This window comes from Sandarakinorhabdus cyanobacteriorum, from assembly GCF_002251755.1.
In the GTDB taxonomy this organism is placed as follows: Bacteria; Pseudomonadota; Alphaproteobacteria; order Sphingomonadales; family Sphingomonadaceae; genus Sandarakinorhabdus; species Sandarakinorhabdus cyanobacteriorum.
This window is the reverse complement of record NZ_NOXT01000080.1, coordinates 26,176-39,242: the sequence shown is the minus strand read 5'-3', so window position 1 is coordinate 39,242 and position 13,067 is coordinate 26,176. Positions and strand designations below refer to the sequence as shown.

General features: G+C 65.2%; 12 protein-coding genes and 1 tRNA gene. 4 read left to right on the top strand and 9 right to left on the bottom strand.

The window, feature by feature from the left end:
* A partial coding sequence (locus CHU93_RS17690; protein WP_207759206.1) for a hypothetical protein occupies positions 1–266 on the bottom strand: 266 nt, incomplete at its 3' end.
* A gap of 240 nt (positions 267–506) precedes the next feature.
* Between CHU93_RS17690 and CHU93_RS03615 the strand changes: the two genes are divergently transcribed.
* On the top strand, positions 507–1,175 hold the full coding sequence (locus CHU93_RS03615) for an MOSC domain-containing protein (protein ID WP_165768583.1): 669 nt from the start codon (positions 507–509) through the stop codon (positions 1,173–1,175).
* Here CHU93_RS03615 and CHU93_RS03610 read toward each other — a convergent pair.
* The 4 genes from CHU93_RS03610 to trxB form a co-directional block, all read right to left on the bottom strand.
* The gene (locus CHU93_RS03610) at positions 1,111–2,139 is read right to left on the bottom strand and encodes a lysylphosphatidylglycerol synthase domain-containing protein (protein ID WP_165768582.1); all 1,029 of its coding nucleotides are present in this window, start codon (positions 2,137–2,139) and stop codon (positions 1,111–1,113) included. The two genes, CHU93_RS03615 and CHU93_RS03610, sit on opposite strands and share 65 nt — an antisense overlap.
* Positions 2,140–2,170: 31 nt before the next feature.
* Positions 2,171–2,243: transfer RNA gene (locus tag CHU93_RS03605), tRNA-Ile, on the bottom strand.
* 425 nt (positions 2,244–2,668) lie between these two features.
* A complete protein-coding gene (locus CHU93_RS03600) occupies positions 2,669–3,580 on the bottom strand; it encodes a LysR family transcriptional regulator (RefSeq protein ID WP_086116300.1) in 912 nt (303 codons plus the stop codon).
* Between the two features lie 27 nt (positions 3,581–3,607).
* A complete protein-coding gene (gene trxB, locus CHU93_RS03595; protein ID WP_094472796.1) occupies positions 3,608–4,540 on the bottom strand; it encodes a thioredoxin-disulfide reductase in 933 nt (310 codons plus the stop codon).
* A 193-nt stretch (positions 4,541–4,733) separates the two neighbouring features.
* Here trxB and CHU93_RS03590 point away from each other — a divergent pair, with 193 nt between their 5' ends.
* Complete coding sequence (locus CHU93_RS03590; protein WP_207759205.1) at positions 4,734–5,213, top strand: Lrp/AsnC family transcriptional regulator; 480 nt, start codon at positions 4,734–4,736, stop codon at positions 5,211–5,213.
* On the opposite strand, the gene greA is transcribed toward CHU93_RS03590, so the two are convergent.
* The 4 genes from greA to carA all read right to left on the bottom strand — a co-directional run bounded on the left by greA (position 5,214) and on the right by carA (position 10,565).
* Complete coding sequence (gene greA, locus CHU93_RS03585; protein WP_086116302.1) at positions 5,214–5,693, bottom strand: transcription elongation factor GreA; 480 nt, start codon at positions 5,691–5,693, stop codon at positions 5,214–5,216.
* A 98-nt stretch (positions 5,694–5,791) separates the two neighbouring features.
* Positions 5,792–9,034, bottom strand: a complete 3,243-nt coding sequence (gene carB, locus CHU93_RS03580; protein WP_094472795.1) for a carbamoyl-phosphate synthase large subunit — start codon at positions 9,032–9,034, stop codon at positions 5,792–5,794.
* Positions 9,034–9,396: a ribonuclease E inhibitor RraB gene (locus CHU93_RS03575; protein ID WP_094472794.1), complete on the bottom strand. Its 363-nt coding sequence runs from the start codon at positions 9,394–9,396 to the stop codon at positions 9,034–9,036. The genes carB and CHU93_RS03575 overlap by 1 nt, the downstream gene beginning before the upstream one ends.
* Positions 9,393–10,565, bottom strand: a complete 1,173-nt coding sequence (carA, locus tag CHU93_RS03570; RefSeq protein ID WP_094472793.1) for a glutamine-hydrolyzing carbamoyl-phosphate synthase small subunit — start codon at positions 10,563–10,565, stop codon at positions 9,393–9,395. Before carA ends, CHU93_RS03575 begins: the two co-directional genes overlap by 4 nt.
* 136 nt (positions 10,566–10,701) lie before the next feature.
* Here carA and CHU93_RS03565 point away from each other — a divergent pair, with 136 nt between their 5' ends.
* Both CHU93_RS03565 and dnaG read left to right on the top strand, forming a co-directional pair.
* On the top strand, positions 10,702–11,154 hold the full coding sequence (locus CHU93_RS03565; RefSeq protein WP_094472792.1) for a GatB/YqeY domain-containing protein: 453 nt from the start codon (positions 10,702–10,704) through the stop codon (positions 11,152–11,154).
* Between the two features lie 9 nt (positions 11,155–11,163).
* The gene (dnaG, locus tag CHU93_RS03560; protein ID WP_094472791.1) at positions 11,164–12,999 is read left to right on the top strand and encodes a DNA primase; all 1,836 of its coding nucleotides are present in this window, start codon (positions 11,164–11,166) and stop codon (positions 12,997–12,999) included.
* Positions 13,000–13,067 lie beyond the last annotated feature (68 nt).

Sequence of the window (13,067 nt, the reverse complement as noted above, 5' to 3'; positions counted from 1 at the left end):
GCGCGGTGCTCAGCTGAGTTAATGGAGGTGCCCACCTTGCTGAGCTGCAGGGCTTTCAGCGGCTTGGCGGTCATCACGATTGGCGGCTTGGCAACGCTGGTTGCGGCCGGTGGCGGGGACCCCACGCCCAGTGCCGGTTGTGCCATCACCGGCATTGCCGGCGCCAGCAGCAGCCAAAGCGCTGCCGCATTCCTGGTTCGACGCATGATCACTCCCCTCGGCCGGCAGGCCCCAATGGCCGGCTTGGTGCCTGTTTCGACGCGCATGCCGAAGCTTGGCAAGCAAAATATTGCGATGATGAACACGGCGGCCAAAACAAACGGGGCTGCCGGTTTCCCGGCAGCCCCACATTGTCATCCGGTCGCAAAAGGCCGGTGTCTGGTGTCAGCGCGCCCCGATCTCGACCGGGGCCACCAGCGCTTTTGCGCCAATGATGAAGCAATGAGACACTGGATCACCTCCTTTCAGCTTGTTGAACAAGGCCCGCAGTGTCAGAGGAAATGGCCATGATCGCAAGTGGCATAATCGCGCAGCTGCGCATCGGGCGGCCGCAGCCCATTGCTGGCGTGGCGCTGCCATCAGCCTATCACCGCCAGCCGGTTGCAGGGCCGGTTGCGGTGCACGAACTGGGGCTGGCGGGCGACCAGGTTGGCAACACCCGCGTGCACGGCGGGCCGGACAAGGCGGTCTATGCCTATCCGCTGTCGGGCTATGCCGGCTGGATCGCCGAATTTCCGGACTTTGCAGAGCGCTTCGTGCCCGGTGCCATGGGCGAAAATCTGGTGGTGGACGGCCTGGACGAGGCCAGCCTGTGCCTGGGCGACGTAATCCGCTGTGGCAGCGCCACGCTGCAGATCGCCCAGATCCGGGAGCCCTGCTCCACCTTTGCCGCCGTGCTGGGCAGCAAGCGCGTGGTGAAGGCGATGACCCTTTCGGGCCGCTGCGGCTGGTATTTCCGGGTGCTGGAAGGCGGCGCGATTGCCGCTGGTGATGGCCATGATGTGATCGAACGGCCGCACGGCGATTGGCCGATCAGGCGCTTCACCCCGATTGCCGCCGGGCGGGCCGGAAAGCTGGATGAGCTGGAAGAGCTGGCGGCGATGGCCGCGCTCACGCCTCGCTGGCGGCAGAAGCTGGCGCAGCGGGCAGAGCAGCTGCGGCGCGGGCCGTTCTGAGCGCTTTCCATTCCAGCACGGCGATCACGCCGGCGCCCAGCACGAACGGCACGAAGGTATACATCAGGCGGAACAGCGCCACGGCGGCGAGCACACCGGCCTTGTCCGCCTCTGGCATCAGGCCAACGATGACCAGTTCGAACACGCCGATGCCGCCCGGCGCATGGGCCAGCGCGCCCGAGACCATGGCAACGGCATAGATGACCAGGAAGGTGAGCAGATCGGGGATGCCGGCCACCGGCAGCAGCAGGATGTAGAGAGCGCCACCGGCAAAGGCCAGATCGATGGTGCCGATGGCGATCTGCTGCAGGGTTTCCTTGCCGTTGGGAATGGTGAAGCGATAGCGCCACAGCCGGAATTCGCGCCGCCAGGTGGAGGCGAGAATGGTGTAAAGCGCGACGCCGGCCAGGAACAGCGCGCCGATGAACTCCTCCACCGCTGGCGGCGCCCACTCGCGCAGCTGCTGCGGCATCAGGGTGGGCGAGACGACGAGGCCAACGCCGGCGACGAAGATGATGCCCAGCCAGAAGGTCCAGCCGCAGAGCAGGATGATCATGGCGATATCGGCCGGGCGCACGCCTTCGCGGGTGTAGATGCGATAGCGCACCGTGCCGCCGGTGAGGATGGTAACGCCCAGCGTGTGGCTCATGGTGAAGCTGGAGAAGCTGGCGGCGGCCAGCATCGGCCAGCCGATCCTGTAGCCCAGATGCCGGGTGGCGAACCAGTCATAGCCGACCAGCACGACATAGGAGAGGAAGGTGGAAGCCGCGGCAAAGACAATCAGATGCGCCGGGGTGGAATTGATCTCGCGGATCACGTCATCCAGCGTGACCTGGCCGGAAATCTTCTTCAGGCCCCAGGCGGCAAGGCCGAGCACCAGCAGGCCGAGCGCGGCGCCGACCCAGGTGGTCCAGGTGGCGCGGGGGCGTTTGGCGGCTGTGGATTCCGCTTGTTCTGCCGACACGCCCAGACGCCTCATCCTTTCACAACACCGGTGGGCCCGGAGGGATTCGAACCCCCAACCTAGCCGTTATGAGCGGCCAGCTCTAACCGTTGAGCTACAGGCCCGGCCCGGTGCCTGAGCGGTTAGCGCAGCCATGGCAAAATGGGAAGGCCGGCTCGGCCCGTGCAGAGGACGCTTGGTCGCAGGATGAAAAAAGGGCCGGATGCCTGGGGGAGGCATCCGGCCCGATATTTCGCCCGGAATGGCGCCGGGAGGGGAGGAGTGGCGCATCCGGGCTGGCAAGGCGCATCAAGGGGGGAGGAGAGCGCCTGCCGGCCGGGTGAGCCGCGAGAGGGGAGGAGTGCGGCGGACCCGGCGTGACCGCTATCGCGGCGACACGATCTATCTACGGATTAGCCGGGGCGTTTTGCAGTGCACAATATCGCGCTGCAGCCATGCATTTTTTGCATGGGGTGTGCGCGTGACCGCCGGCAGATATTTGATTTTGCGCAAATTTCCGCCACAGCCAAAATGGCTGCGACAGGCTGCCTCACATATCGAGGGCCTGGCTGGTCATGCGATCGACCAGGAAATCCCGCAGCGCGGCAATGCGCAGGGACCGGCGCAGTTCCGACGGATAGGTGAAGAAGGTCCGGAACACCGGCCCTTCCACCTGCGGCAGCACCACCTGCACCCGCCCCGACGAGCGGATGAGATAAGATGGCAGCGCGGCGATGCCGGCGCCCGACTCAACCGCCTGCAGCACGCCATGGCTGTTGTTGATGGTGAGCGCGGCCGGGCGGGGATGGCCTTCGTGGCCGAGTTCCAGGATCCAGTTGATGCCCTTCAGATAATCGGGCGCGGCATCGCCATAGGCAATCAGCCGGTGCTGTTCCAGATCGGCGATGGTCCTGGGTTCGCCATGACGGGCGAGATAATCAGGGCTGGCGACCAGATAGTGACGAATGTTGGCGAGCGGGCGCTGCATCAGCTCGCTCTGGAACGGCCGGTGGAAGCGGATGGCGACATCGGCCTCACGCTTGGCCAGATCCAGATCGGCATCGGTCAGCATCAGGTGGACGCTGATATCGGGATAGAGATCAAGGAAATCGCCCAGTTGCCGCGCCAGCCAGGTCGAGCCGAATGAGACTGTGGTGGTGAGCCGGATCGCACCGGTCGGCCGGTCGCGGCTGGCATCGATGGCTTGGGCGGCACGGTCGATGCGCTCGTGCATGTCGGATGTGGCGCTGCGCAGCTGCTCGCCCTCGTGAGTCATGGCAAGGCCGCGGGCGTGGCGGTGGAACAGCTTGGCGCCCAGGCTTTCTTCCAGCGCCGCGATCTGGCGCGACAGGGCGGGCTGGCTCATGTGCAGGCGGCGGGCGGCCTCGGTAAAGCTGCCGGCATCGGCCACGACATCGAACAGGCGCAGCTTTTCCCAATCGAGATTGATGCCCGGCTGCACCTGTGATCCCCTGCCCCCGTTCAGGCCTCAACCGTGCGCCAGAAACCGCTCGGCTTCAAGCGCGGCCATGCAGCCCATGCCGGCGGCGGTGACGGCCTGGCGATACAGCTTGTCCTTCACGTCGCCAGCGGCAAACACGCCGGGCACGCTGGTGGCGGTGCTGTCGGGCGCGGTGATGATATAGCCCTCGTCATCCATGGTCAGCTGGCCGGTGAACAGGCTGGTCGCCGGCACATGGCCGATGGCGACGAACAGGCCATCAGCGGGCAGCAGGCGGGTGCTGCCATCGCGGGTGTCGCGCAGGGTGACGCCCTCCACCTTCAACGGCATATCCTGGCCGTGGACTTCCGCGACTTCGGCGTGCCAGTGCATCACCACCTTGGGGTTTTCCAGCAGGCGGGCCTGGTTGGTCTTGTCGGCCCTGAGTTCGCCGCGGCGGTGGACGAGATGGACCCGGGAGGCAAACTTGGTGAGGAACATCGCCTCCTCCACCGCCGTGTTGCCGCCGCCGACGACCACCACTTCCTTGCCGCGGAAGAAGAAGCCGTCGCAGGTGGCGCAGGCCGAAACGCCGAAGCCGCGATACTTGGTCTCGCTGTCCAGCCCCAGCCAGCGGGCCTGGGCGCCGGTGGCAATCACCAGCGTGTCGGCCGTCCAGCCCTGGCCGCTGTCGGTTTCCAGCACGAAGGGGCGCTGCGACAGGTCAACTTTCGTCACGATGTCGGTGATGATCTCGGCGCCGACATGGCGGGCCTGGGCCTCCATCTTCACCATCAGATCGGGGCCCATCACCATCGTCTCGCCGGGCCAGTTTTCCACCTCGGTGGTGATGGTCAACTGCCCGCCGGGCTGCAGGCCCTGGATCAGCACCGGGGCCAGCATGGCGCGGGCGGCATAGACGGCGGCGGTGTAGCCGGCCGGGCCGGAACCGATGATGAGGACCTTGGCATGACGGGACATGATTGCGAATCTCCGGATGGGCGGGAACGCCGCCTGAAGGTTTGCACCTGACTTAAGCCAAAATGCCGGCTTTTCCAGCCCGGTGCGGCGCGCATGGGTCGGCTTGCGCAATCGACGCAGTTATCACACCGCATCTTGCGCGGTTTTGAAACAATGTTATCAAATCCGGCACATAAAGATTGGAGTCTTGCCCTTGGTCCACCGTTCGCGCCTGCCGATCGACGATATCGACCGGGTGATCCTGCGCCATCTGCAGTCGGAAGGCCGCATCACCAATGTCGATCTGGCCAATCGTGCCGGGCTGACCGCGCCGCCCTGTCTGCGCCGGGTGCGCGCGCTGGAGGACAATGGCGTCATCCGCGGCTATCACGCCGATCTGGACAGTGTGGCACTGGGTTATGGCATCACCGTGTTCGCCATGGTCAGCCTGAAGAGCCAGGCCGAAGCCGACCTGCGCGCCTTTGAAGAGCATGTCGCCACGCTGCCCCAGGTGCGCGAATGCCATATGCTGAATGGCGAGATCGACTTCATGCTGAAGGTGGTCGCCCACGATCTGCAGGAGTTCCAGAAATTCCTGACCAGCCAGCTGACCCCGGCCCCGAACGTTGAAAGCGTGAAAACCAGCTTCGTGATCCGCACCAGCCTGCAACGCCCGGGCGTGCCGGTGGATTGATCAGACGAATTCCAGCGTTTCAATCAGATAATATTTGTCGCCCGACGGGGTGTTCACTTCCACCTCGTCGCCCTTGCGGCGGCCGATCAGGGCGCGGCCCAGCGGCGAGGAGAAGCTGATGCGGCCGGCGCGCACATCGGCTTCATGCTGGCCAACGATCTGATATTTGACCGGCTTGTCGTCCTCATCAAGCAGGTGGACGGTGGCGCCAAACACCACCTTGTCGCCCGACAGGGTCTTCGGATCGATCACGACGGCGCGGGCCAGCATGTCTTCCAGTTCGATCACCTGGGCTTCGATCTGGCCCTGGCGTTCCTTGGCGGCGTGATATTCGGCATTTTCCGAAAGATCGCCATGGGCGCGGGCTTCCTCGATGGCTTCCACCACCGCCGGACGCTCCACTTCCTTCAGTTGCCGCAGCTGCACCAACAGGGCTTCATGCCCGGTCGGCAGCATCGGCACCTTGTCCAAACTCGCCATGGTTTCAAACTATCCTGCAAGTCGTTTCAAAGATATGCCCCTGAAGGCGCGTTCGCAAACGCCGCCGCCAGGGGCTGTTCAACGGGCCGTCATGCCCGTCAGGATTGGTGATGATAGGATTGTAGCGGCCGAACTTCAAGGGAATGCCGGCGCATCGCCGCAATCGCTGCCACCGCCGCCCGGCTGGCCGGTGCCGTCGTGTAATACGGCACACGACCATACAGGGCAGAGGCGCGGATCGACTGGCTGTCCTTCAGCGATTGCAGCCCTTCGGTGGTGTTGAAGATCAGCGCGATCTCGCCATCCTTGATGCGGTCAACGATGTGCGGGCGGCCTTCGGCAACCTTGTTGACCAGCGTGACCGGGATGCCGGCGGCGCCGAGCACGGCAGCAGTGCCGCTGGTGGCGACCAACTGGAAGCCCATGCCCACCAGATCGCGGGCGGCATCGATGATCTGCGGCTTGTCGCTGTCCTTCACGCTGATGAACACACGGCCTTCGTTCGGCAATTTCGTGAAGGCGCCCAATTGGCTTTTGGCGAAGGCAGTGGCGAAATCGCCATCAATGCCCATCACCTCACCGGTGGAGCGCATTTCGGGGCCGAGCACCGGATCAACGCCGGGGAAGCGGGCGAACGGGAACACGGCTTCCTTGACGGCGATATGGTTGCCGACATTGCGCGGCGACAGATCGAAGTCCGCCAGCCGCTCGCCGGCCATCACGCGCGCGGCGATCTTGGCCACCGGGATGCCGGTCGCCTTGGCGGTGAACGGCACGGTGCGGCTGGCGCGCGGGTTGACCTCGATCAGGTACACCTCGCCATCCTTCACGGCATATTGCACGTTCATCAGGCCCTTGACCTTGAGCGCGCGGGCCAGAACATCGGTCTGGCGCTCGATTTCGGCGATGATGTCGGCGGGCAGGCTGTAGGGCGGCAGTGAGCAGGCGCTGTCGCCCGAGTGCACGCCGGCCTCCTCGATATGCTGCAGCACACCGGCAACGTGGACGGTCTCGCCATCGGCCACCGCGTCCACATCCACCTCGATGGCATCGCGCAGATAACGGTCGATCAGCACCGGCGAGGTGCCGGAGACGACGACTGCCTCGCGGATATAAGTTTCCAGCTGGGCGCGGGTGTCGACAATCTCCATGGCGCGGCCGCCCAGCACATAGGACGGGCGCATCAGCACCGGATAGCCGATGGTTTCGGCGACCTTCACCGCTTCCTCGGCCGAGCGGGCGATGCCGTTTTCCGGCTGCTTCAGGCCAAGCTGGTTGATGAGGGCGGCAAAACGCTCCCGATCTTCGGCCAGATCGATGCTGTCGGGGCTGGTGCCCAGGATCGGGATGCCGGCATCCTGCAACGCTTGCGCCAACTTCAGCGGGGTCTGCCCGCCAAGTTGCACGACCACGCCGACCAGTTCGCCATTCTTCTGTTCGGTGTGCAGGATTTCCAGCACATCCTCGGCCGTCAGCGGTTCGAAATAGAGCCGGTCCGACGTGTCATAATCGGTCGACACGGTTTCCGGGTTGCAGTTGACCATGATGGTTTCAAAGCCGGCGTCCCCCAGCGCGAAACAGGCGTGGCAGCAGCAATAATCAAATTCGATGCCTTGGCCGATGCGGTTGGGACCACCACCGAGGATGACGATCTTCTTCGCAGCGCTCGGGTTGCTCTCGCAATCGGGCGTACCAAAGCTGGGCGCCTCATAGCTGGAGTACATGTAAGGCGTCTTGGCGGCGAATTCGCCGGCACAGGTGTCGATGCGCTTGAACACCGGCCGCACATCGAGAGCGCGGCGGGCGGCGGCGACCTCGGCTTCGCTGATACCGGCGAGCTTCGCCAGCCGGGCATCGGAAAAACCCAGCGATTTCAGGCGGCGGAACCCGGCGGCATCGGTGGGCAGGCGGTTCGCCTTCACGCCGGCTTCCACCGCGATCAATTCCTGCATCTGGCGCAGGAACCAGGGCTCGAACTTGGCGATCTGGTGGATGCGCTCCACGCTCATGCCCACACGCAGCGCGTCAGCCGCCACCAGCAGCCGGTCCGGCGTCGGGCTCGACAGCGCCGCCTCGATCTCCTCGATGGTGGCGCCCTGCAGATGCGGCAGCTCGTCAAAGCCGGTCAGCCCTGTTTCGAGGCCGCGCAGCGCCTTCTGCACGCTTTCCTGCCAGTTGCGGCCGATGGCCATCACCTCGCCGACCGACTTCATGGCGGTGCCAAGCAGCGGCTGCGCGCCCTTGAACTTTTCAAAGGCAAAACGCGGGATCTTGGTGACGATATAATCGATGGTCGGTTCGAACGAGGCCGGCGTGGCGCCGGTGATGTCGTTCATGATCTCGTCAAGCGTGTAGCCGACGGCAAGCAGCGCCGCGACCTTGGCGATGGGGAAGCCGGTCGCCTTGGACGCCAGCGCCGACGAGCGCGACACGCGCGGGTTCATCTCAATGACGACCAGGCGGCCATCCTTGGGATTGACCGCGAACTGCACGTTGGAGCCGCCGGTTTCCACCCCGATCTCGCGCAGCACCGCAATGCTGGCGTTGCGCATGATCTGATATTCCTTGTCGGTCAGCGTCAGCGCCGGGGCAATGGTGATGCTGTCGCCGGTGTGGACGCCCATCGGATCGATATTCTCGATCGAGCAGATGATGATGGCATTGTCGTGCCTGTCGCGCACGACCTCCATCTCATATTCCTTCCAGCCCAGCACGCTTTCCTCCACCAGCACCTCGGTGGTGGGGCTGGCGTCGAGGCCGCCGGTGACGATGCGGATGAACTCTTCCCGGTTGTAGGCGATGCCGCCGCCGGTGCCGCCCATGGTGAAGCTGGGCCGGATGATGGAGGGCAGGCCAACATGGTCGAGCGCCGCCAGCGCCTCCTCCACGCTGTGGGCGATGCGGCTTCGCGGGCTTTCCAGCCCGATCTTGTCCATGGCGTCGCGGAATTTCAGGCGGTCCTCGGCCTTGTCGATGGCCTCGGCATCGGCGCCGATCAGGGCGACGCCATATTTTTCCAGCGTGCCATCGCGGTGCAGGGCAAGCGCGGTGTTGAGCGCCGTCTGGCCGCCCATGGTGGGCAGCACGGCATCGGGACGTTCCTTGGCGATGATCTTGGCAACGATCTCGGGCGTGATCGGCTCCACATAGGTCGCGTCCGCCAGCTCCGGATCGGTCATGATCGTCGCCGGGTTGGAGTTGACCAGGATGATGCGATAGCCCTCCCCCTTCAGCGCCTTGACCGCCTGCGTGCCCGAATAATCGAACTCGCAGGCCTGGCCGATGATGATCGGGCCGGCGCCGATGATGAGGATGGATTTGATGTCGGTGCGTTTGGGCATCAGTCTGCAAGTCCAGTTTCAGCGTGACAGCCCCAGCCGTCAAACTCGACGGCATGAAGAATCTCGATTTCAAGGGCGCGGCGGGTCAGGGCGGAGATGGCCTCACGGTCAGACGTGCTGTCGATCTGCAGATCAGCCGCCATGTCGCCATCTTCATATTCTGCAAAGCCAACAAAGCGAAAACCCAGCGTTTCGGCGTTGCTGGCGAGCATCTCGATATTGGTCTGGTTGCCCTTGAAGTGCAGATCGATCGGGCGCGAAATCGCGGCGATGTCGCCATTTTCGGCCAGTGCGCTCAGCACCTCCTCATTGGCGGCCAGCTCTTCGGCAAGCAGGGCAGGATCGACCTTGGCAAGGCTCATGCCACTGGCTCCAGCGCGCTCACGAACTTCTGGAACAGATATTGGCTATCCTGCGGGCCGGGGCTGGCTTCGGGGTGATATTGCACGCTGAACGCCGGCCGGTCGGTCAGCTCCAGGCCAGCCAGCGTGCCGTCAAATAGCGAGATATGGGTGGGCCGCGCCGTCGGCGGCAGCGTGTCGGTGTCCACGGCAAAGCCATGGTTCATCGAGGTGATCTCGACCCGGCCGTCAGACAGGCGCTTGACCGGATGGTTGGCGCCGCGGTGGCCCTGCGTCATCTTCAGCGTCTTCGCGCCCACGGCCAGGCCCAGCAACTGGTGGCCCAGGCAGATGCCGAACAGCGGCAGGCCGGCGTTCAGGATCTTCTGGATGGTCGGCACCGCATGCACGCCGGTGGCGGCCGGATCGCCGGGGCCGTTCGACAGGAAGATGCCCGCCGGCTTCAGGGCCATGATCTCGTCGAACGTCGCAGTGGCCGGCACCACCGTCACCCGGGCGCCGGCGGCGACGAGGTTGCGCAGGATGTTGTGCTTCATGCCATAATCAATGGCCACCACATGCGGGCCATTGGGGTTGCCGCTGTGTGACCCATAGCCGCCCTGCAGCGTCCACAGGCCATCGTCCCAGCCGTAATTCTGGGTGGCGCTGATCACGCTGGCAAGGTCCATCCCCTCCAGCCCCGGCCAGCCGCGCGCCTGGGACAGGAGCTGCTTGATGTTGAACTGGCCGGCCTTGTTGTGGGCAATCACGCCGTTGGGCGCGCCGCCGGTGCGGATGCGCTTGGTCAGCGCGCGCGTGTCGACACCGGAAATGCCGATGCGGCCCCACTTCTTCATCCAGTCGTCAAAGCGGCGCTGGCTGCGGAAATTGGCGGCCGGGGTGACGGGTTCGCGCACCACGCAGCCCAGCGCATGCGGGTTGGGCGATTCGATATCGTCATCATTGGCGCCAACATTGCCGATGTGCGGGAAGGTGAAGGTGATGATCTGCCCGGCATAACTGGGGTCGCTCATCACTTCCTGATATCCGGTCATCGCGGTGTTGAAGCACACCTCCCCCAACGCAACCCCTTCGGCGCCAAAGCCATGGCCCCAGATCACACTGCCATCGGCCAAAACCAGAACGCCAGTTGCGCCTTTGGGTTGGACGGGCGCTTTGGCATCGGCCATGGGTGAAATCCTTCGGGTTGCGGGCAAACGGCCGCGCACCTAAGGGTGTGCAGCCGCGCCGTCAATCTATTCTTGTCCGCCCCAAGACGCTATCGAGGGGCAAACATCAATCCGCATTTTCATTCATGAGGACGCCATGCTGCGCGACGCCATCAAGACCGCCACCATCGAGGCCATGAAGGCCCGTGACACCGCCCGCACATCGGCGCTGCGTCTGATCAGCGCCGCCTTGAAAAACAAGGACATCGAGCTGCGCACCGGCACGGCGCCGGCCGATGATGATGTGGTGGTGGCCGATGTGCTGATGAAGATGGCCAAGCAGCGCCGGGAATCGATCGAAATGTATGACAAGGGCGGCCGCGCCGAACTGGCCGACGCCGAACGCGCCGAACTGGCGGTGATCGAGAGCTTCCTGCCCAAGCAGATGGACGAGGCCGAGGCGATGGCGGCGATCAAGGCCGTGGTGGCCGAACTGGGCGCTTCCTCCGTGAAGGACATGGGCCGCGTGATGGCGGCGGTGAAGGACCGCTTTGCCGGCAAGCTGGACATGTCGAAGGCGAGCGGGATGGTGAAGGCGGCTTTGGGCTGATCGCCGGGGATGACCCTCTCCCCCGCCTTCCTGGACGAATTGCGCGCCCGCGTGCCGATTTCGCCGTTGGTGGCGCGCCGCGTGAAGCTGGTGCGGGCCGGGCGGGAGATGAAGGGCTGTTGCCCGTTCCACAACGAGAAGACGCCCAGTTTCTACGTCAATGACGACAAGGGCTTTTATCATTGCTTTGGCTGCGGTGCGCATGGCGATGTGATCCGCTTCCTCACCGATGGCATGGGCCTGCCGTTCATGGAGGCGGTGAAGCAGCTGGCGGCCGAGGCCGGGATGGAGGTGCCCGCCCCCTCCCCCGAAGCCCGCGCCAAGGCCGAGGTGGCGGACAGCCTGGTCGAGCTGACCGCGCGGGCAGCGGCCTGGTTCCAGGCCCAGCTGGCTGGCGACAAGGGCGCAGCCGCCCGAGCCTATCTGGATCGGCGCGGGTTGAAGGCCGAAACGGTGAAGGCCTTTGCACTGGGCTTCTCGCTGGACAGCCGCACCGCGCTGCGCGGGCATCTGAAAGACGCCACGGCCGACAAGCTGCTGGAAGCCGGGCTGATCGGCAAGGCGGATGATGGCGAGCATTTTGACCGGTTCCGCGGCCGGCTGATGTTCCCGATCCGCGATGCGCGCGGGCGGGTGGTGGGCTTTGGCGGGCGCGCGCTGGGCGATGTGCAGCCCAAATATCTCAACTCCGCCGATGGTCCGCTGTTTGACAAGGGGCGGCTGCTTTACAACCTGGATCAGGCCGGGCCAGTGGCGCGCAAATCCGGCCGGCTGATCGTGGTGGAAGGCTATATGGACGTGATCGGCCTCGCCCAGGCTGGCATCGCCGAAGCCGTCGCCCCGCTGGGCACCGCGATGACCGAGCAGCAGCTGGCGCTGGCCTGGCGGCTGGTGGACGTGCCGACCCTGTGTTTCGATGGCGATGCTGCCGGCAGCCGCGCCGCCACACGTGCGGCCCTGCGGGCGCTGCCGCTGCTGAAACCCGGCAAGTCGCTCAGCATCGCGACCCTGCCCCAGGGGCAAGACCCGGATGACATCTGCCGCAGCGGTGGCGCACCGGCGTTCGAGGCGGTGCTGGCCGGGGCGGTGCCGCTCATCGATCATGTCTGGACGTCGGAAACCGCCGGGCTTGAAACCGCCACCCCGGAACGCCGGGCCCAGGCGCGGGCGCGGTTGCGGGAAGCAGCGGCCAGCATCGCCGACCCCGATGTGCGCAGCCTCTATCAGGCCGAATTCAGCCAGCGCTTTGAGGCGGCCTTCATGGCCCTGCCGCAGCGCCCGGCCTGGACCCCGCGCAAGCCGGGCGAGAAATGGCAGGCGCCGATCCCGCCGGCATCGGCCGCCTTGAAGGCCCTGGCCAGCCGGCGGCGCGATCCGCTGGTGACAGCACTGATTGCCGGGCTGTTGCTGCGCCCGGCGTTGGCCGATGAACATGGCGATGCATTGGCGGCGCTGCGGCCCGATGATGGCGATGATGCCGCCGTGCTCGCAGCCCTGCTGGCCGCCACTGCCCGTGACCCGGCCCTTGAAAAACCGGCCCTTCATGCCCAGCTTGCCGAACAAGGGCTCGGCATGGCCGTGCAACAGTTGTTGGCGGGCAATGGCCTCGTCTTCAGTTTCGTGCGGGACCGGGCCGACCTGGCCGAAGCGGCGGCGGATTTTGCCATCGCGGTGCAGCAGGCGACCGCCCGGCAGGGGCTGGTGCGGGCACTGGCCGAGGTGACCATGCGCTTTCAGTCCAGCCTGGACGAAGCGGATTACGAGACGCAGCAGGCACTGCGCCGTGATATCGAGGCGCTGGATGCGGCGATGATGAGACTGGCGGAATCGCGCCGGGAAGGCTAAGGCGTGTATAATAGACGCGCAGCCACGCCCTGCACCGCCCGACCAACCGCCGGGTGGGCGGGGTGATT